Here is an 18,867-nt window from a genome sequence, read left to right as displayed (position 1 = left end):
TTGTTATGTGGCAGAGCTATGTGAACGGCTTGCTGGTGGCGTTGGGACTGATCATGGCCATCGGCACGCAAAACGCTTTCGTCCTCGCGCAGAGCCTGCGCCGCGAGCATCACCTGCCGGTGGCAGCGCTGTGTGTGGTGTGCGATGCGCTGCTGGTCGCTGCCGGGGTTTTCGGTCTGGCGACGATTCTGGCGCAGAGTCCCACGTTGCTGGCGATCGCCCGTTGGGGCGGCGCGACCTTCCTGATCTGGTACGGCAGCCAGGCACTGCGCCGGGCATTCTCGAAACAAAGTCTGGATCAGGGCGGGAACCAGACCGTGCGTTCGCTGCGAGCGGTGATGCTCAGTGCGCTGGCGGTGACGTTGCTCAACCCGCACGTTTATCTGGATACGGTGTTGCTGATCGGCTCGCTTGGTGCTCAGCAATCAGTGCCGGGCGCTTACGTGGTGGGCGCGGCGAGTGCGTCACTGCTGTGGTTTTTCACTTTGGCGCTGGGTGCTGCGTGGTTGGCGCCTTGGCTGGCTCGGCCAAGCACATGGCGGATTCTCGATCTGGTCGTGGCGTTGATGATGTTCGCCGTGGCGGGTCAATTAATTATCGCTGGCTGATTTATTCCAAAAGGCTCTGGAACCTCTATTCCACACAGTTGTTGCGTGGTTAAGCCGCAACCCCGGTGCTATGATCCGAACCCTGCGCCGCAAAGAGTAAAAACTCGTCGGTGCATTTCTGGCCGCCCGTGATCGGCCTTGCGCTCACCGCAACAGACCTGATTAGGAGAATCATCATGGCTTTCGAATTGCCGCCGCTGCCTTACGCACACGATGCCCTGCAGCCGCACATTTCCAAGGAAACCCTGGAATTTCACCACGACAAGCACCACAACACCTACGTCGTGAACCTGAACAACCTGGTGCCAGGCACCGAGTTCGAAGGCAAGACCCTGGAAGAGATCGTCAAGACTTCCTCGGGCGGCATCTTCAACAACGCCGCTCAGGTCTGGAACCACACTTTCTACTGGAACTGCCTGGCGCCAAACGCTGGCGGTCAACCAACCGGCGCGCTGGCTGAAGCCATCAACGCTGCTTTCGGTTCGTTCGACAAGTTCAAGGAAGAGTTCAGCAAAACCTCCATCGGCACCTTCGGTTCCGGCTGGGGCTGGCTGGTGAAAAAGGCTGACGGTTCCCTGGCCCTGGCCAGCACCATCGGCGCCGGCAACCCGCTGACCAGCGGCGACACCCCGCTGCTGACCTGCGACGTCTGGGAACACGCTTACTACATCGACTACCGCAACGTTCGTCCGAAGTATGTCGAAGCGTTCTGGAACCTGGTCAACTGGAAGTTTGTTGCCGAGCAGTTCGAAGGCAAAACCTTTACTGCTTAAGCTGCGCGCCAGATAAAAAACCCGGCCATGGCCGGGTTTTTTTATGCCTTTGATTTATGTAGGAGCTGCCGAAGGCTGAGATCTTTGATCATGGTTTATAGAATCAACATCAAAAGATCGCAGCCTTCGGCAGCTCCTACAGGGGATAGCGTTTTTCTCACGGTGAATGCTGGTCAGCGCTGCTTGCTGCCGCGCCACAGCGGGCTAACATCCAACAGAGGAAAATTTGCCCCGCATCGCTCAAGTTGAGGGCTAAAACTACCGACACAGTACAAATAGGGCTAATACTCCAGATGGCAGCATTCTGGCCAAGCCCACAGGCAAATTATCCTGTGCCCGATTGTCCCTTTGACTGCCAACACGGGATTGCCAATACTCATGGCAAACTGACGCTACCCGCACGGAACAAGGAATAACCCTTTGAAGCTGGAACTCAAGAACAGCTTGTCGGTGAAGTTGCTCCGGGTCGTGCTCCTGTCGGCATTGATCGTTGGCGTAGTCTTGAGCTGCGCGCAGATTGTGTTCGACGCCTATAAAACCCGTCAGGCCGTGGCCGGCGATGCCGAACGCATCCTCGATATGTTCCGCGACCCCTCCACTCAGGCCGTCTATAGCCTGGATCGGGAGATGGGCATGCAGGTGATCGAAGGCCTGTTCCAGGACGACGCCGTGCGTCAGGCCTCTATCGGCCATCCCAATGAAGCCATGCTCGCGCAAAAATCCCGCGAGTTGCAGCATTCCAGCAGCCGCTGGCTGACCGACCTGATTCTGGGCAAGGAGCGCACCTTCACCACCCAACTGGTGGGACGCGGCCCGTACAGTGAATATTATGGCGACCTGAGCATCACCCTCGACACCGCCACCTATGGCGAAGGTTTTATCGTCAGTTCGGTCATCATCTTTATCTCCGGCGTTTTGCGTGCATTGGCCATGGGCCTGGTGCTGTATCTGGTTTATCACTGGCTGCTGACCAAACCGCTGTCGCGGATCATCGAGCACCTTACCGAGATCAATCCGGACCGTCCCAGCGAGCACAAGATCCCGCAGCTCAAGGGTCACGAGAAAAACGAACTGGGCATCTGGATCAACACCGCCAACCAGTTGCTCGAATCGATTGAACGCAATACGCATCTGCGTCACGAAGCGGAAAACAGTCTGCTGCGCATGGCCCAGTACGACTTCCTCACCGGTCTGCCGAACCGCCAGCAGTTGCAGCAGCAACTGGACAAGATTCTGGTCGACGCCGGCAAACTGCAACGCCGGGTCGCGGTGTTATGCGTGGGGCTGGACGATTTCAAAGGCATCAACGAGCAGTTCAGCTACCAGACCGGCGACCAATTGCTGTTGGCGCTGGCCGACCGACTACGCGCCCACAGCGGCCGCCTCGGCGCCCTCGCCCGTTTGGGCGGCGATCAGTTCGCCCTGGTGCAAGCCGATATTGAACAGCCTTACGAAGCCGCGGAACTGGCGCAAAGCATTCTCGATGACCTGGAAGCGGCGTTTGCCCTTGATCATCAGGAAATCCGCCTGCGCGCGACCATCGGCATCACCCTGTTCCCGGAAGATGGCGACAGCACCGAGAAGCTGTTGCAGAAAGCCGAGCAGACCATGACGCTGGCCAAGACTCGCTCGCGCAATCGTTATCAGTTCTACATTGCCAGCGTCGACAGCGAGATGCGCCGCCGGCGTGAACTGGAAAAAGACCTGCGCGATGCGTTGCTGCGTGACCAGTTCTACCTCGTTTATCAGCCGCAGATCAGCTATCGCGATCACCGCGTGGTCGGTGTCGAGGCGCTGATTCGCTGGCAGCACCCGGAGCACGGTCTGGTGCCGCCGGACCTGTTCATCCCGCTGGCCGAACAGAACGGCACGATCATCGCCATCGGCGAGTGGGTACTCGATCAGGCCTGCAAGCAATTGCGCGAATGGCACGATCAAGGCTTCGCCGATCTGCGCATGGCGGTCAATCTGTCCACCGTGCAATTGCACCACGCCGAGCTGCCACGGGTGGTCAACAACTTGATGCAGATGTACCGCCTGCCGCCACGCAGCCTGGAACTGGAAGTCACCGAAACCGGCCTGATGGAAGACATCAGCACCGCTGCCCAGCACTTGCTGAGCCTGCGCCGTTCGGGCGCGTTGATCGCCATTGACGACTTCGGCACCGGCTATTCGTCGCTGAGTTATCTGAAAAGCCTGCCGCTGGACAAGATCAAGATCGACAAGAGCTTCGTGCAGGATCTGCTCGATGACGACGACGATGCGACCATCGTTCGCGCGATCATCCAACTGGGCAAAAGCCTCGGCATGCAGGTGATCGCCGAGGGCGTTGAAACCGCCGAGCAGGAAAGCTACATCATCTCCGAAGGCTGCCACGAAGGTCAGGGCTATCACTACAGCAAACCGCTGCCGGCGCGCGAGCTGAGCGTTTATCTGAAGCAGGCGCAGCGCAGCAACGCGGCAATCCTCTAGAAGATCAAAAGATCGCAGCCTCGTTTCACTCGACAGCTCCTACATTTGAAATGCGTTCTCCTGTAGGAGCTGCCGCAGGCAGCGATCTTTTGATCTTGATGCGCGAATAAGAAATATTTCCAGGCACGACCCTTTACACATAATGCGAAAGATTTGCATTATGTCGCAGTTTTGCGCCCCCAGCGCGAGTCCACTCAACTACCGAAGCAGGATGTTCGCCATGATTCGTATGCCTCTGGCTACCGCCAGTTTGCTGGCCATCGCTATTTCTCTCGCCGGTTGCGGCGAAGGCAAAGACAAAGACAAAGCCTCTGAAATGACGCCGGCTTCCAGCAGCGCTGCTCCAGCCCCTGCCGCTGCGCCTGCTCCTGCTGCCGGTAAAGTTGACGATGCCGCCGCCAAGGCTGTGGTCGCGCACTACGCCGACATGGTCTTCGCCGTTTACAGCGATGCCGAATCCACCGCGAAAACCCTGCAAACCGCCGTCGACGCCTTCCTGGCCAAGCCGAATGCCGACACCCTGAAAGCCGCCAAGGCTGCCTGGGTCGCTGCTCGCGTGCCGTACCTGCAGAGCGAAGTGTTCCGCTTCGGCAACACCATCATCGACGATTGGGAAGGTCAGGTTAACGCCTGGCCGCTGGACGAGGGTCTGATCGACTACGTCGACAAATCCTACGAGCACGCACTGGGTAACCCGGGTGCCGCGGCCAACATCATCGCCAACACCGAAGTACAGGTCGGCGAAGACAAGGTCGACGTCAAAGACATCACCCCGGAAAAACTCGCCAGCCTGAATGAACTGGGCGGTTCCGAGGCCAACGTCGCCACCGGCTACCACGCCATCGAATTCCTGCTGTGGGGCCAGGACCTCAACGGTACCGGCCCTGGCGCTGGTAACCGTCCTGCATCCGACTACCTGGAAGGCGCCGGCGCCACTGGCGGTCACAATGATCGTCGTCGCGCTTACCTGAAGTCCGTGACCCAATTGCTGGTCAGCGACCTGGAAGAAATGGTCGGTAACTGGAAGCCAAACGTGGCTGACAACTACCGCGCCACCCTGGAAGCCGAGTCGGGCGAAACCGGTCTGCGCAAAATGCTCTTCGGCATGGGCAGCCTGTCCCTGGGCGAACTGGCGGGCGAGCGCATGAAGGTTTCTCTGGAAGCCAACTCCCCGGAAGACGAACAGGACTGCTTCAGCGACAACACGCACTACTCGCACTTCTACGATGCCAAAGGCATTCGTAATGTTTACCTGGGCGAGTACACCCGTGTTGACGGCACCAAGATGACCGGCGCCAGCCTGTCGTCGCTGGTGGCCAAGGCCGATCCGGCTGCCGACACCGCACTGAAAGCCGATCTGGCCGCGACCGAAGCCAAGATCCAGGTCATGGTTGATCACGCCAACAAGGGTGAGCACTACGACCAGTTGATCGCTGCCGGCAACACCGCTGGCAACCAGATCGTCCGTGACGCCATCGCATCCCTGGTCAAGCAGACCGGTTCGATCGAAGCCGCTGCCGGCAAACTGGGCATCAGCGACCTGAACCCGGACAGCGCTGATCACGAGTTCTGATCAACAATGTCTGACTGAAAAAGGCGACCTTCGGGTCGCCTTTTTCATGCCTGCAAAAGCGCCCCCACATGTAGGAGCTGCCGCAGGCTGCGATCTTTTGATCTTGTTGTTTTAAAGCAAAATCAAAAGATCGCAGCCTGCGGCAGCTCCTACAGGTTGGTTGGTGCTCCCAAGAGCCGAGCACTCCTACAAGGTTTTGCATTGGCCCAGGGATCTGCCCCACATCAAGCAAACGATAATTCCTCTTATTCAAACTCCCTCGCCCTGTTAGACTTTGCGCCTTTGTTTTCGCCCGTCCGCAGGATGTCTGATGCCCTCGCTGCTTCTTCGCTTGTCCGCACTGTTTCTGGCCTTGGGCCTGAGTGCCTGCGATGACGCCCCGCGTTTCACCAAGGCTGAGCCCGGTGAAGCACGCTCGGGCGGTGCGGCGACCGTGCGCAAGAGCGATCAGAACGCATTCTCCCTGCCCTCGGCCAACCTGCCGCCGTCGCGGCGGGTGGATTTCAGCGTCGGCAACAGTTTCTTTCGCAGCCCTTGGGTGACAGCGCCGTCGACCACCACCGCGCGCGACGGCCTCGGCCCGCTGTTCAACACCAACGCCTGCCAGAACTGCCACATCAAGGACGGTCGCGGTCATCCGCCACTGCCAGACGCGGCCAACTCGGTGTCGATGCTGGTGCGCCTGTCGATCCCCGATGCGCCGCAATACGCCAAAGTCATCGAGCAGCTCGGCGTAGTGCCGGAGCCGGTGTACGGCGGACAGTTCCAGGACATGGCCGTGCCGGGTGTTACGCCGGAAGGCAAGGTGCGCGTCGAGTACACGCCGGTTCCCGTGCGCTTCAAGGACGGCACCGAAGTCGAACTGCGCAAACCGGCGCTGCAGATCACCCAGCTCGGCTACGGCCCGATGCACCCGGACACGCGTTTCTCGGCGCGTGTCGCCCCGCCGATGATCGGCCTCGGCCTGCTCGAAGCGATCCCCGAAGACGCGATCCTCGCCAACGCTGCCGCGCAGGCCAAAGACAAAAACGGCATCAATGGCCGACCGAACCGCGTTTGGGACGACGAACTGCAAAAAACCGTCATCGGTCGATTTGGCTGGAAAGCCGGGCAACCCAACCTCAATCAACAGAATGTTCACGCGTTTTCAGGTGATATGGGCCTCACCACCAGCCTGAGACCGTTCGATGACTGTACCGACGCGCAAACCGCCTGCAGACAGGCGCCGAACGGCAATGGCCCGAATGGCGAGCCGGAGGTCAGCGATAACATCCTGCGACTGGTGCTGTTTTACAGCCGCAACCTGGCCGTGCCAGCGCGCCGAGGCATCAACGACGAACAAGTGCTGACCGGCAAAAACCTGTTTTTCCAGGCCGGTTGCCAGTCGTGTCACACACCGAAATACACCACCGCCGCCAACGCGGCCGAACCTGAACTGGCCAATCAAGTGATTCGCCCGTACAGCGATCTGCTGCTGCATGACATGGGCGACGGTCTGGCCGACAACCGCACCGAATTCCAGGCCTCCGGCCGCGACTGGCGCACGCCGCCGTTGTGGGGCATCGGCCTGACGCAAACGGTCAGTGGCCACACCCAGTTTCTGCATGATGGTCGTGCCCGCAATTTGCTCGAAGCGGTGCTCTGGCACGGCGGCGAAGCGCAAGCTGCGCAGCAACAGGTTTTAGCTTTCAATGCCGATCAGCGTGCCGCGCTGCTGGCGTTTTTGAACTCACTTTAAATACAGATAAAGATCCGGGAGCCCGACATGTTCCGTCCCAAGCTGTTGTTCACCAGCCTTGCCGCCATCGCCCTCGGCGCCTGCTCGCCGCAGGATCCGCAAGCCGTTACCTCGGCTGCCATCGCCAAATCGGTGATCCTGCCGACCTACACGCGCTGGGCCGAGGCCGACAAGCAACTGGCCGTCAGCGCCCTCGCCTACTGCCAGGGCAAAGAGACGCTGGAAACCGCCCGCGCCGACTTCCTGCACGCGCAGAAAGCCTGGGCCGAGCTGCAACCGCTGCTGATCGGGCCACTGGCCGAGGGCAACCGTTCGTGGCAGGTGCAGTTCTGGCCGGACAAGAAAAACCTCGTCGGCCGTCAGGTCGAGCAACTGGTCGTCGCCCAGCCGCAGATCGACGCCGCCGCACTGGCCAAGTCGAGCGTAGTGGTGCAAGGCCTGTCGGCTTACGAATACATCCTGTTCGACGCCAAGCCAGACGTCGCCAACGCCGAGCAGAAAGCCAAATACTGCCCGCTGCTGATCGCCATCGGCGAACGGCAGAAGCAATTGGCCGAAGAGATTCTGCAAGGCTGGAACAACACCGACGGCATGCTCGCGCAGATGAGCAAGTTCCCCAACCAGCGCTACGCTGACTCCCACGAAGCGATCGCCGATCTGCTGCGTGTGCAGGTCACCGCACTCGACACCCTGAAGAAAAAACTCGGCACGCCGATGGGCCGTCAAAGCAAAGGTGTGCCGCAGCCATTCCAGGCTGATGCGTGGCGCAGCCAGTCGTCAATGACCGCGCTGCAAGCCAGCCTCGCCGCCGCCAAAACCGTTTGGGAAGGCGTCGACAACAAAGGCCTGCGCGGTCTGTTGCCGGCTGAGCAAAAGCCACTGGCGGACAAGATCGATGCTGCCTATGCCGCGTCGCTGAAACTGTTCGACAGCACCCAGCGTTCGCTCGGCGAAATGCTTGAAGACGACGCCGGTCGCCAACAACTCAACGACATCTACGACAGCCTCAACGTCGTCCATCGCCTGCACGAAGGCGAACTGGCCAAGGCGCTGGGTATTCAACTGGGCTTCAACGCCAACGACGGTGACTGATGAGGGCAAGTGCCATGCTGCGACGCCAGGCTCTGACTTTAGGTAGTTTGCTGCTGGGAGCAGTGACGCTGGGCGGCTGGACGCTGTTCAAACGCAAGGATCAGAGCCCGCTGCTGTTGTCGGCTCGCGACGATACCGACGGCAAGCACTACGCTGTCGGCTATCGGCTGGATGGCACGCGCGTGTTCGCCACCGAAGTGGGTCAGCGCTGCCACGACATCATCAATCATCCGACGCTTGCGATTGCGCTGTTCGTCGCCCGTCGGCCGGGTACCGAAAGCTACCTGGTCGACCTGCGTGACGGCACGTTGCTGCAAACCGTGACGTCGCAGCCGAACCGGCATTTCTACGGCCACGCCGTGGTGCACAAGGACGGCGAATACCTGTACGCCACCGAGAACGACACCACCGATCCGGGTCGTGGCTTGCTCGGGGTGTACAAGTTCGAAGGTGAGCGGCTGGTGCACAGCGGCGAGATTTCCACCCATGGTCTCGGCCCGCACCAGGTGTCGTGGATGCCCGACGGCGAGACACTGGTGGTGGCCAACGGCGGGATTCGGACCGAGGCGGAAAGCCGCGTCGACATGAACCTCAGCGCCATGGAACCGAGCCTGGTCCTGATGCAACGCGACGGCACCCTGCTGAGCAAGGAAACCCTCGCCCAGCAGATGAACAGCGTGCGCCACCTGGGGATTGCCAGCGATGGCACCATCGTCGCCGGTCAGCAATTCATGGGCGCGTCGCATGAGCGTTCTGAGCTGCTAGCGATCAAGCGTCCGGGTCAGCCGTTCGTGGCGTTCCCGGTGCCTGAGCATCAATTGCAGTCGATGGGGCATTACACGGCCAGCGTTGCGGTACACAGCGATTTGCGTCTGGTCGCACTGACAGCGCCGCGTGGTAATCGATTCTTTATCTGGGATCTGGACAGCGGCGAAGTGCGCCTTGATGCGCCATTGCCTGATTGCGCAGGTGTGGGTGCGGTGAAGGACGGCTTTGTCGTGACCTCGGGTCAGGGGCGTTGCCGCTACTACGATTGCCGTCAGGCTGAACTGCTGGCCAAGCCGCTGGAATTACCGGCAGGGCTCTGGGATAACCATCTTCATCTGATGGCTTGAGTTCCGACTTCTGGCCTGATAACACTTCTTTTGGGGATGACTCAAAACCTGTGGTGAGGGGATTTATCCCCGTTCGGCTGCGCAGCAGTCGTAAAACCGTTACACGCGGTTCAACAGATGAACCGCGTGTAATGGTTTTGGGGCGGCTTCGCCACCCATCGGGGATAAATCCCCTCGCCACAGGGGTTGTGTTCAGACTTATTCACTTCACCTCTCTTCTCTCCTCCCCCCTGTAAAAACTGCCAGTTGGAATCCCCCCTGAACTCGGAGTAATGTTCCCGCCTGTCTCACCTGATTTATCCAAGGAACTGGAAATATGCTGCGTCGCCGCATGCTGATCATGTTGGGTGTTGTTTTGCTGATCGTCCTGGTGTTGGGCGGGTACAAAGCCTTTTCGATTTACACCATGGTTCAAGGCTTCTCCAAGCCGAAACCGCCGATCAGCGTTGCCGTGGCCACTGCCAGCGAGCGTCCGTGGCAGATGCGTTTGCCCACCGTCGGCAGCCTCAAGGCCCTGCAAGGCGTCGACCTGAGCCTGGAATCCTCCGGCACCGTCACCGAGCTCAAATTCGAATCAGGGCAGAAGGTCAAGGCCGGGCAACCGCTGCTGCAACTCGACAGCGCCGTTGAAGCCGCCCTGCTTGAGACCGCCAAAGCCGACCTGGGCCTGGCGCAACTGGACTTCGGTCGTGGCAGCCAACTGATCGACAGTCGCGCCATTTCCAAAGGTGAATACGACCGACTCTCGGCGGTTCTGCAAAAGGAGCGGGCCACGGTCAACCAGCTCAACGCAGCGCTGGCGAAAAAACGCATCCTCGCACCGTTCAGCGGCACCATCGGCATCCGTCAGGTCGACATCGGCGACTACCTCGCCAGCGGCACCAAAATTGCCACTCTGCAGGATCTGAGCAGCCTCTACGCCGACTTCTATGTGCCCGAGCAATCGGTGCCGAAACTGGCCCTCGGCCAACCGGTGAATATCTCGGCCGCCGCTTACCCCGGGCAGATTTTTACGGGGAAGATCAGCGCGATCAACCCGCTCGTCGAAAGCACCACGCGTAACGTGCTGGTACGCGCCACCCTGGCCAACCCCGACGGCAAACTGTTGCCGGGCATGTTCGCCAGCCTCGAAGTGCTGCTGCCCGATCCGCAGAAACACATCGTGGTGCCGGAGAGCGCGATCACCTACACCCTCTACGGCAACTCGATCTACGTGGTCGGGCAGAAGAAAGCCGAAGACGGCAGCCTCGAAAAAGACGACAAAGGCCAACCAGTGCTGATCGCCGAGCGTCGCTTCATCGAAACCGGTGAGCGTCGCGACGGGCTGGTGATGATCAACAAGGGCGTGCAGAGCGGCGAACAAGTGGTGACGGCAGGCCAGATCAAACTGGACAACGGCGCACACATTGCCATCAGCGACGACAAGACCCTCGGCGAGCAGAACAGTCCGCCCCGCGCCGACTGATCAAGGAATCCCCATGGCTTTTACCGACCCGTTCATCCGCCGCCCGGTGCTCGCCACCGTGGTCAGCCTGCTGATTGTGCTGCTGGGCTTCCAGGCCTGGAGCAAGCTGCCGCTGCGCCAGTACCCGCAAATGGAAAACGCCCTGATCACGGTGACCACCGCCTACCCCGGGGCCAATGCCGAAACCATTCAGGGTTACATCACCCAGCCGATGCAGCAGAGCCTGGCCAGCGCCGAGGGCATCGACTACATGACCTCGGTCAGTCGGCAGAACTTCTCGACCATTTCGATCTACGCGCGCATCGGTTCCAATACCGACCGCCTGTTCACCGAGTTGCTGGCCAAGGCCAACGAAGTCAAAAACCAACTGCCGCAAGACGCCGAAGACCCGGTACTGAGCAAGGAATCCGCCGACGCCTCGGCGCTGATGTACATCAGTTTTTTCAGCAAAGACCTGAGCAACCCGCAGATCACCGACTATCTGTCACGGGTGATCCAGCCAAAACTGGCAACCCTGCCGGGCATGGCCGAAGCGCAGATCCTCGGCAATCAGGTGTTCGCCATGCGCCTGTGGCTTGATCCGGTGAAGCTTGCCGGCTTCGGCCTCAGCGCCAGCGACGTGACCAACGCCGTGCGCCAGTACAACTTCCTCTCCGCCGCCGGCGAAGTGAAAGGCCAGTACGTGGTCACCAGCATCAATGCCAACACTGAATTGAAGTCCGCCGAAGCCTTCGCGGCGATTCCGCTCAAGGTCAGTGGCGACAGCCGCGTGCTGCTCAGCGATGTCGCGCGGGTCGAAATGGGTGCGGAAAACTACGACTCGATCAGTTCGTTCGGTGGTACGCCCTCGGTGTATATCGGCATCAAGGCCACGCCGGGAGCCAACCCGCTGGATGTGATCAAGGAAGTGCGCAAGATCATGCCGGAGCTGGAGGCGCAGCTGCCACCGAACCTCAAAAGCGAGATCGCCTACGACGCCACGCTGTTCATTCAGGCCTCCATCGACGAAGTGGTGAAAACCCTGTTCGAGGCGGTGCTGATTGTCATCGTCGTGGTGTTCCTGTTCCTCGGCGCACTGCGTTCGGTGGTGATCCCGGTGGTGACCATTCCGCTGTCGATGATTGGCGTGATGTTCTTCATGCAGATGATGGGCTACTCGATCAACCTGCTGACCCTGTTGGCGATGGTGCTGGCCATCGGCTTGGTGGTCGACGATGCGATTGTCGTGGTGGAGAACATCCACCGGCATATCGAGGAAGGAAAAACCCCGTTTGACGCAGCGCTTGAGGGCGCGCGTGAAATCGCCATGCCGGTGGTGTCGATGACCATCACCTTGGCGGCGGTTTATGCGCCAATCGGTTTCCTCACCGGGCTGACCGGGGCGCTGTTCAAGGAGTTCGCGCTAACCCTGGCCGGCGCCGTGGTGATTTCCGGCGTCGTCGCCCTGACCCTGTCACCAATGATGTGTGCCTTTTTGCTGCGCCACGAGGAAAACCCCACAGGCCTTGCGCATCGGCTCGATCGAGTCTTCGACAGCCTCAAGCGCCGCTACCAGAGCACCCTGCATGGCACGTTGAACACACGCCCGGTGGTGCTGGTGTTCGCCTTGATTGTGCTGTGCCTGATCCCGGTGTTCCTCAAGTTCACCAAATCGGAACTGGCGCCGGACGAAGACCAGGGCATCATCTTCATGATGGCCACCGCCCCGCAGCCAACCAACCTTGATTACCTGAGCACCTACACCGACGAATTCATCAAGATCTTCAAGGAGTTTCCGGAGTACTACTCCTCGTTCCAGATCAACGGCTACAACGGCGTACAGGCGGGCATTGGCGGGTTCCTGCTCAAGCCTTGGAACGAGCGCAGCCGCACCCAGATGGAAATCCTCCCCGAGGTGCAAGGCAAACTGCAGAACATTCCGGGCTTGCAGATTTTCGGCTTCAACCTGCCCTCCCTGCCCGGCACAGGTGAAGGCTTGCCATTCGAGTTTGTGATCAACACGGCCAACGACTACGAACTGCTGCTGCAAGTGGCCGACCGGATCAAGAAACGCGCCATGGAGTCAGGCAAGTTTGCCTTCGTCGACCTCGATCTGGCATTCGACAAACCGGAAGTGGTGGTCGACATCGACCGCGCCAAAGCGGCGCAGATGGGCGTGTCGATGCAGGATCTGGGCGGCACTCTGGCGACGTTGCTCGGTGAGGCAGAAATCAACCGCTTCACCATCGAAGGGCGCAGCTACAAGGTCATCGCCCAGGTCGAACGCCCCTTCCGTGACAACCCGGACTGGCTGAACAACTACTACGTGAAAAATACCCAGGGCGAGTTGCTGCCGCTGTCGACGCTGATCAAGGTCAGCGACCGCGCACGACCGCGTCAACTCAACCAGTTCCAACAGCTCAACGCGGCGAAAATCTCTGGTTTCCCGCTGGTGAGCATGGGCGAAGCGATCGACACCGTTGTGCAGATCGCCCGGGAAGAAGCGCCGGCCGGATTCGCGTTCGACTATGGCGGCGCATCCAGGCAATTCGTGCAGGAAGGCAGTGCCTTGTGGGTGACGTTCGCGCTAGCGCTGGCGATCATTTTCCTGGTGCTGGCGGCGCAGTTCGAAAGTTTCCGTGATCCCTTGGTGATTCTGGTGACGGTGCCGCTGTCGATCTGCGGCGCGCTGATCCCGCTGTTCCTCGGCTGGTCGAGCATGAACATCTATACCCAGGTCGGCTTGGTGACGTTGATCGGGCTGATCAGCAAGCACGGCATCCTGATCGTCGAGTTCGCCAACCAGTTACGCAAGGACAAGGGCCTGTCGGCGCGTGAAGCGGTCGAAGAGGCCGCAGCGATTCGGCTACGCCCGGTATTGATGACCACGGCAGCGATGGTGTTCGGCATGGTGCCGCTGATTCTGGCGACCGGCGCGGGGGCGGTCAGCCGGTTTGATATCGGGATGGTAATTGCGACGGGGATGTCGATCGGGACGTTGTTTACGCTGTTCGTTTTGCCCTGCATCTACACCCTGCTGGCGAAAGCCGATACCAAACCTTGACCTGACCCTGACTCGGACCTGACTCGGACCTGACTCGGACCTGACTCTGACCTGACTCTAACTCGGACCTGACTCTGACCCTGACCCTGACCCTGTAGGAGCTGCCGAAGGCTGCGATCTTTTGATCTTGTTTTTAGAATCAAGATCAAAAGATCGCAGCCTTCGGCAGCTCCTACAGGGGGATTTGCATCCAAAAAAAAGGCCTCGCATCTGCGAGGCCTTTTATTTTGGCTTCAATCGGTTCAACTCTGTGGCCTCATGCCTTGAGTAAGTCCGAACATGAACAACAACAAATCATGATCGGGTTGAGTTGCCACGGAGGCTTTCGCCACCCGTGGTACTGCACAATGCGCATCCGTCGTGGATGCGCCGAGGACCTGCATGCGCGGCTGCTCCCAGGCAGCCACCGCCAGTGAAGCAACTGCCAAGGCTCCTACCAAAAACAAACCTCGTGCAATTTCGAGTTTCATCGCTATAAACCTTTGATAGCGCTGCCAAACGCCGTCTCGTAAAAGTAGACGAGTTTCTTCCAGTCGGCATCGCGGAACGACGAATGGCGACGCAATTGCTTCATGTCGTGGGAGGCGGCGCGATAAGCGGTCAGACGCTGGCGGCATTTCTCCAGATCGATCAACGCCACCTCAACGGTGGCCGACTCGCCTTCGCCCGTCACCCGTACAAAAACGTGTTTGATGTAGATGCAGCTGTGCTGCCAGCGGCCCTTGTGCATACGCGCCAGGTTTTCGGCCAGATCCTTGAGCACACGCTCATAGACCGCGTCGCCGCACTGATCGCGACCACCGGCAGACGCCAGCCAGTGTTCCAGTTCCTGGAAACCGTCCAGAGACTTGGTCACCAGCAGAGCACGCCACTTGTGCTGCGGATCAGGCTGGGCACCACAGAAAACGATTTGCGGTACGCGCACGCCAAGCTTGCTGACACCGGTCAGGGCATCCAGCTCGCGCAATACGGTCGGACGTCCGAACGGATGCAGCCAACTGCGATAAATGTGACCGGTCTGGCGCTTGGCATACAGCAACTGGCCATCGCGACCGACAATGCGTTGTACACCACTTTCGCCGCCACGGCGCACATTGGGTTCTTCGACCCACTCACCGCGCTGACTCCAGTAGTAGTCGAAGCTATCCTGGGGAGTCACTTGCGCTTCTGCTGCCATTTGCACTGCCATCCTTTACCTCTTGCGTAATACGTAAACTCGCCACATCGCATAGAGCGGAATAAAGTCGAGTTGTTCCTGAATACGGAAACCCGCCGTTTCAAATTCTTTTTCGACCGTAGCCGCCGGAATCAAAAAGCGATTCTGGTAGTCACGGTTGGGACGATCCTTCTCCGCACGCTTGCGTTTCCATGCCTTGAAATTGCCGTCGACCCACAGCGAAACAATCACGCTGTCACGGGTTACGCGCTCGAACTCGCGCAAAATCGCCAGTCGGTGCTCGGCTTCTCCGACGTGATGGAGCAAGCGCATGCAGAAAATGCTGTCGACGGCGTTATCTGGCAGAGCAATATCGAAAGCGGAGGTGTGCAAAGGTTGCACCCGTTTCACCACATCTGCCGGTTGTCCTTCCAATGCGGTCTTGATCATCGATTCGGAGTTGTCCGCACCGATAATCACCCGATTGGGCTTTTCCGCCAGCAACGGCCAGAAGCGTCCGGCACCGCAAGGCAAATCCAGCACAAGGCCAGGTTCGCCGGCCAGGGTCAGAGCCTTGCGCGCCAACTGCTCGTCGCGTAGATGGGAAAGACGACGTCCGAGGCTTTCTTTATGTTTGCGCAGATATTTCTTAGCGTGTTGATCGTCGTACTTTTCGGAAAAATCGAGCTTGATCGGGCCGGTCATCACCAGGACTCCTGAATTACTGATGGCACCACCTTAAGGAGCGGTGTGTCAGCGTCAGGTCATCCAAATGTGAAAAAAATGTCAGGTAAACCGACAAATTATTACAACGTTATACAGGATTTAGACAGGTTGGCGGGAGTAGCCTGAAGCCACTATTTGCGTCCGAAATGGCCAAGATCTACCTCAAAGCGGCAGCCATTGGGTTCCATCGTGCTCAGGCTGACAGTCCAGCCCTGGTTTTCGCAGATGCGTTGTACCAATGACAAACCCAGCCCCAGCCCCTCCCCGCGCTTCTCGCTGCCCCGCACGAAAGGCTCGAACATGGCCTCGCGTTTTTCTTCAGGGATGCCGACGCCGGAGTCTTCGACGACAAATCCGTTGGCGGTGAGCGTCAGGCGGATGAAACCCTGCTCCGTGTAATGCAATGCGTTGCGCAGCAAGTTACCCATCACGGCGTTCAGCAGGGTTGCGTTATAGCGGGTATCCGCAGGGTTACCGGGTTCGAGGGTGAGGGTCAGTCCCTTGCGCTCGATCGGCTCGCGCCACAGGCACACCAGACTTTCTGCCACTTGCGTCAGGTTTTGCTGCGGTGCCGCCCCGGCTTCTTCATTTTGTGCGCGGGCGAGCATCAGGAAGGTCTGCACCAACTCGCGCATTTCCTCGCTGGCGCGGGCAATGCGCTCGACCTGGGAACGGCCGCGCTGGTCGATTCCCGGGTTTTCCAACAGCAGTTCGCAGGAGCTCGCCAGCACCATCAACGGCGTGCGCAACTCGTGGCTGACGTCACTGGTGAACAGTCGTTCGCGGGTCAGAGCCTGGCGCAAACGCCCCAGCGTGGCATCGAACGCCACCGCCAGTTCACCGACCTCATCGGCCGCGTAGTCCGGCGCCAGCGGCGGCGCCAAACCCAGCAATTGATCGCGATGCCGAACCTGGCGTGCGAGGCGCACCACTGGTGCCATTACCTTGCGCGCGAGCACCCAGCCGAGGAATACCGCCAGCGCCAGGCTGAGCACGAAGCCCACCAGCACCACGGCAAACAGCACACGCTCACGTTCTTCGAAATCGCTTTGATCCTGCAGCAGCACATACCGCCGGCCATCCACAACTTCGACCATGGCGTGGTACGACAGTTGCTCGCGGAAGACTTCGTGGAAACCTGCATCCAGATGACGCAGATCCTTGGGCAAGTCGAAGTCGCCGGGGCCACCACTGAAATAGAACAGCTGGTCCGGCTCCGGGCGATGGCTCCAGTCAGAGACATTGTCCATCAGCAACAGGCGCTGCAGATCGCCGCCCAGCCCCGCCGAAATCAGTTTTTCCTCGACCAGATGCACCGTCGCGACAATGCCCATGGCGAAAGCGCCGGCAACCAGTGCGCTCATCAGCGCAAAGGCGATGATGATCCGTTGGGAAAGGCTTTGCTTAAACTCCATCACGCCCCTCGGCCAAGCGATAACCGACGCCGTGCACGGTGTGCAGCAAAGGTTTGGCAAACGGTTTGTCGATCACCTGACGCAATTGGTGAACGTGGCTGCGCAGGCTGTCGCTGTCCGGGCAGTCATCGCCCCACAGCGCTTCCTCGAGAATTTCCCGTCGCAGTACGTGCGGGCTCTTCTGCATCAATACCGCCAGCAGTTTGAGGCCGACCGGGTTGAGCTTGAGCAGCTTGCCTTCGCGGGTCACTTCCAGAGTGTCGAGGTCGTAGCTCAGATCGGCGACCTGCAAGGCACGCCGGCCGCCGCCCTGCGCCCGACGCATGACCGCTTCGATCCGCGCCGCAAGTTCAGACAATGCGAAGGGCTTGATCAGGTAATCGTCGGCGCCGGACTTGAAGCCCTGTAAACGGTCGTCCAGTTGATCGCGGGCGGTGAGCATGATTACCGGGGTATCACGGCGGGCATCCTCGCGCAGGCGTTTGCACAGGGTGTAGCCGTCGATACCGGGCAGCATGATATCGAGCACGATCAGGTCGTAATGCTCGGTGGCCGCCAGATGCAGGCCCGACAGACCGTCCTGGGCGCAATCGACGGTATAGCCTTTGAGCCCCAGGTAATCGGCCAGATTGGCCAGGATGTCGCGGTTGTCTTCGACCAATAAAATTCGCATGAGCACCTCTTGCGTACACAGTTACGGCCATCACGGCTCGCGCAGCTTACGGCCAAGTGTGGCTCAGGGCTAGGCGTGTGTCGGGATGTTTATCGATAAACCGGTTGTTTGTGCCGGCCAACGTTTTTTTCACTTTCGGTTAACAAATCACCTACGCACGCGGGCGCAGACTTCGCGCGATTACGCCCCTCAAAATACTTGCCGACCAAGGAATTGCCATGGTGTCGACCTCTGCCCGTCCCGTTTCAAGGCCTCTGAATTTCTGGCTGTGCCTGGGCATTCCTGCCTTGGCTGCACTGGTGCTGGTGCTGCTCGAACTGACCGATCTGGACATGGATCTGGCCAGGCTGTTCTACGATCCGGTCGCGGGCGACTTCATCGGCCGGCACAGCTACTTCCTCGAAGACATCCTGCACGATCGCGCCAAGCAGGTAGTGATCGCATTTTCGGTGTTCGCCATTTTCGGCTTCATCGGCGCGTTCTTCATCGACAGGCTCAAGCCGTTCAAGCGCGAGTTGGGCTGTCTGGTGCTGTCCCTTGGGCTGGCGACTTCGTTCGTGACGCCGGTCAAAGCAGTGACCGCTGTGCAATGCCCCTGGAGCCTGGAGCAGTTCGGCGGCCATGAAACCTACAGCAAATTGATGGATCATCGTCCGCCGACCGATAAACCCGGGCGTTGCTGGCCGGGCGGTCATGCGGCGACGGGGTTCACCCTGTTTGCGTTGTTCTTCGTGTTGCGTGATCGGCGTCCGCGTCTGGCGCGACAGGCGTTTATCTTTGCCTTTGCGCTGGGCTCGGTGTTCTCTATCAGCCGGATGATGCAGGGCGCGCACTTCTTTTCGCACAACGTGTGGACGGCGATTTTCTGCTGGCTGATTTGTCTGGGATCGTATTACTGGGTGCTGTATCGCCCGGCGGTGAAGACTGAATCGGTGATCAACACACAACCTGTCAGCGTCTGAACAAAGATCAAAAGATCGCAGCCTTCGGCAGCTCCTACAGGGTAAGGAATCACGTG

The 18,867-nt window shown here is 59.5% G+C and carries 15 protein-coding genes; 10 read left to right on the top strand and 5 right to left on the bottom strand.

Annotated elements, in window-relative coordinates; translation table 11 throughout:
* Nucleotides 1–5 precede the first annotated feature (5 nt).
* The 9 genes from ICA15_RS26325 to ICA15_RS26285 all read left to right on the top strand — a co-directional run bounded on the left by ICA15_RS26325 (nucleotide 6) and on the right by ICA15_RS26285 (nucleotide 13,879).
* Nucleotides 6–608 carry a LysE/ArgO family amino acid transporter gene (locus tag ICA15_RS26325; protein ID WP_150601704.1) on the top strand — a complete coding sequence of 201 codons (603 nt, stop codon included), beginning with the start codon at nucleotides 6–8 and terminating at the stop codon, nucleotides 606–608.
* A 176-nt stretch (nucleotides 609–784) separates the two neighbouring features.
* Entirely contained in the window at nucleotides 785–1,381 is a 597-nt protein-coding gene (locus ICA15_RS26320; protein WP_042560704.1) for a superoxide dismutase, read from the top strand.
* 420 nt (nucleotides 1,382–1,801) lie between these two features.
* A complete protein-coding gene (locus ICA15_RS26315; RefSeq protein WP_150601705.1) occupies nucleotides 1,802–3,853 on the top strand; it encodes a putative bifunctional diguanylate cyclase/phosphodiesterase in 2,052 nt (683 codons plus the stop codon).
* 220 nt (nucleotides 3,854–4,073) lie between these two features.
* Nucleotides 4,074–5,426, top strand: a complete 1,353-nt coding sequence (locus ICA15_RS26310) for an imelysin family protein (RefSeq protein WP_150601706.1) — start codon at nucleotides 4,074–4,076, stop codon at nucleotides 5,424–5,426.
* Nucleotides 5,427–5,736: 310 nt separating this feature from the next.
* The gene (locus tag ICA15_RS26305) at nucleotides 5,737–7,164 is read left to right on the top strand and encodes a di-heme oxidoredictase family protein (RefSeq protein WP_210555037.1); all 1,428 of its coding nucleotides are present in this window, start codon (nucleotides 5,737–5,739) and stop codon (nucleotides 7,162–7,164) included.
* A gap of 27 nt (nucleotides 7,165–7,191) precedes the next feature.
* Nucleotides 7,192–8,256: an imelysin family protein gene (locus ICA15_RS26300; RefSeq protein ID WP_150601708.1), complete on the top strand. Its 1,065-nt coding sequence runs from the start codon at nucleotides 7,192–7,194 to the stop codon at nucleotides 8,254–8,256.
* 14 nt (nucleotides 8,257–8,270) lie between these two features.
* Nucleotides 8,271–9,371 carry a DUF1513 domain-containing protein gene (locus tag ICA15_RS26295; protein WP_150616210.1) on the top strand — a complete coding sequence of 367 codons (1,101 nt, stop codon included), beginning with the start codon at nucleotides 8,271–8,273 and terminating at the stop codon, nucleotides 9,369–9,371.
* A gap of 316 nt (nucleotides 9,372–9,687) precedes the next feature.
* Complete coding sequence (locus ICA15_RS26290; RefSeq protein WP_150601710.1) at nucleotides 9,688–10,836, top strand: efflux RND transporter periplasmic adaptor subunit; 1,149 nt, start codon at nucleotides 9,688–9,690, stop codon at nucleotides 10,834–10,836.
* A 13-nt stretch (nucleotides 10,837–10,849) separates the two neighbouring features.
* Complete coding sequence (locus tag ICA15_RS26285) at nucleotides 10,850–13,879, top strand: multidrug efflux RND transporter permease subunit (RefSeq protein ID WP_210555036.1); 3,030 nt, start codon at nucleotides 10,850–10,852, stop codon at nucleotides 13,877–13,879.
* A 242-nt stretch (nucleotides 13,880–14,121) separates the two neighbouring features.
* On the opposite strand, the gene ICA15_RS26280 is transcribed toward ICA15_RS26285, so the two are convergent.
* From ICA15_RS26280 to colR, 5 genes are all read right to left on the bottom strand, one after another.
* Nucleotides 14,122–14,349 (bottom strand): hypothetical protein, encoded by a 228-nt coding sequence (locus ICA15_RS26280; RefSeq protein ID WP_042560713.1) that lies wholly within the window; start codon nucleotides 14,347–14,349, stop codon nucleotides 14,122–14,124.
* Between the two features lie 2 nt (nucleotides 14,350–14,351).
* Nucleotides 14,352–15,068, bottom strand: a complete 717-nt coding sequence (locus ICA15_RS26275) for a lipopolysaccharide kinase InaA family protein (protein ID WP_150592799.1) — start codon at nucleotides 15,066–15,068, stop codon at nucleotides 14,352–14,354.
* Between the two features lie 3 nt (nucleotides 15,069–15,071).
* Nucleotides 15,072–15,740, bottom strand: a complete 669-nt coding sequence (locus tag ICA15_RS26270; RefSeq protein WP_150616211.1) for a class I SAM-dependent methyltransferase — start codon at nucleotides 15,738–15,740, stop codon at nucleotides 15,072–15,074.
* A 152-nt stretch (nucleotides 15,741–15,892) separates the two neighbouring features.
* On the bottom strand, nucleotides 15,893–17,176 hold the full coding sequence (locus tag ICA15_RS26265) for a sensor histidine kinase (protein ID WP_150616212.1): 1,284 nt from the start codon (nucleotides 17,174–17,176) through the stop codon (nucleotides 15,893–15,895).
* Complete coding sequence (gene colR / locus ICA15_RS26260) at nucleotides 17,166–17,849, bottom strand: two-component system response regulator ColR (protein ID WP_042560717.1); 684 nt, start codon at nucleotides 17,847–17,849, stop codon at nucleotides 17,166–17,168. Before colR ends, ICA15_RS26265 begins: the two co-directional genes overlap by 11 nt.
* A 218-nt stretch (nucleotides 17,850–18,067) precedes the next feature.
* Between colR and ICA15_RS26255 the strand changes: the two genes are divergently transcribed.
* Nucleotides 18,068–18,811: a phosphatase PAP2 family protein gene (locus tag ICA15_RS26255; RefSeq protein WP_150616213.1), complete on the top strand. Its 744-nt coding sequence runs from the start codon at nucleotides 18,068–18,070 to the stop codon at nucleotides 18,809–18,811.
* Nucleotides 18,812–18,867 lie beyond the last annotated feature (56 nt).

Origin of the sequence: Pseudomonas sp. P116 (assembly GCF_020149425.1) — a bacterium.
GTDB lineage: Bacteria > Pseudomonadota > Gammaproteobacteria > Pseudomonadales > Pseudomonadaceae > Aquipseudomonas > Aquipseudomonas anatoliensis.
This window is presented reverse-complemented; position numbering and strand designations above follow the sequence as displayed.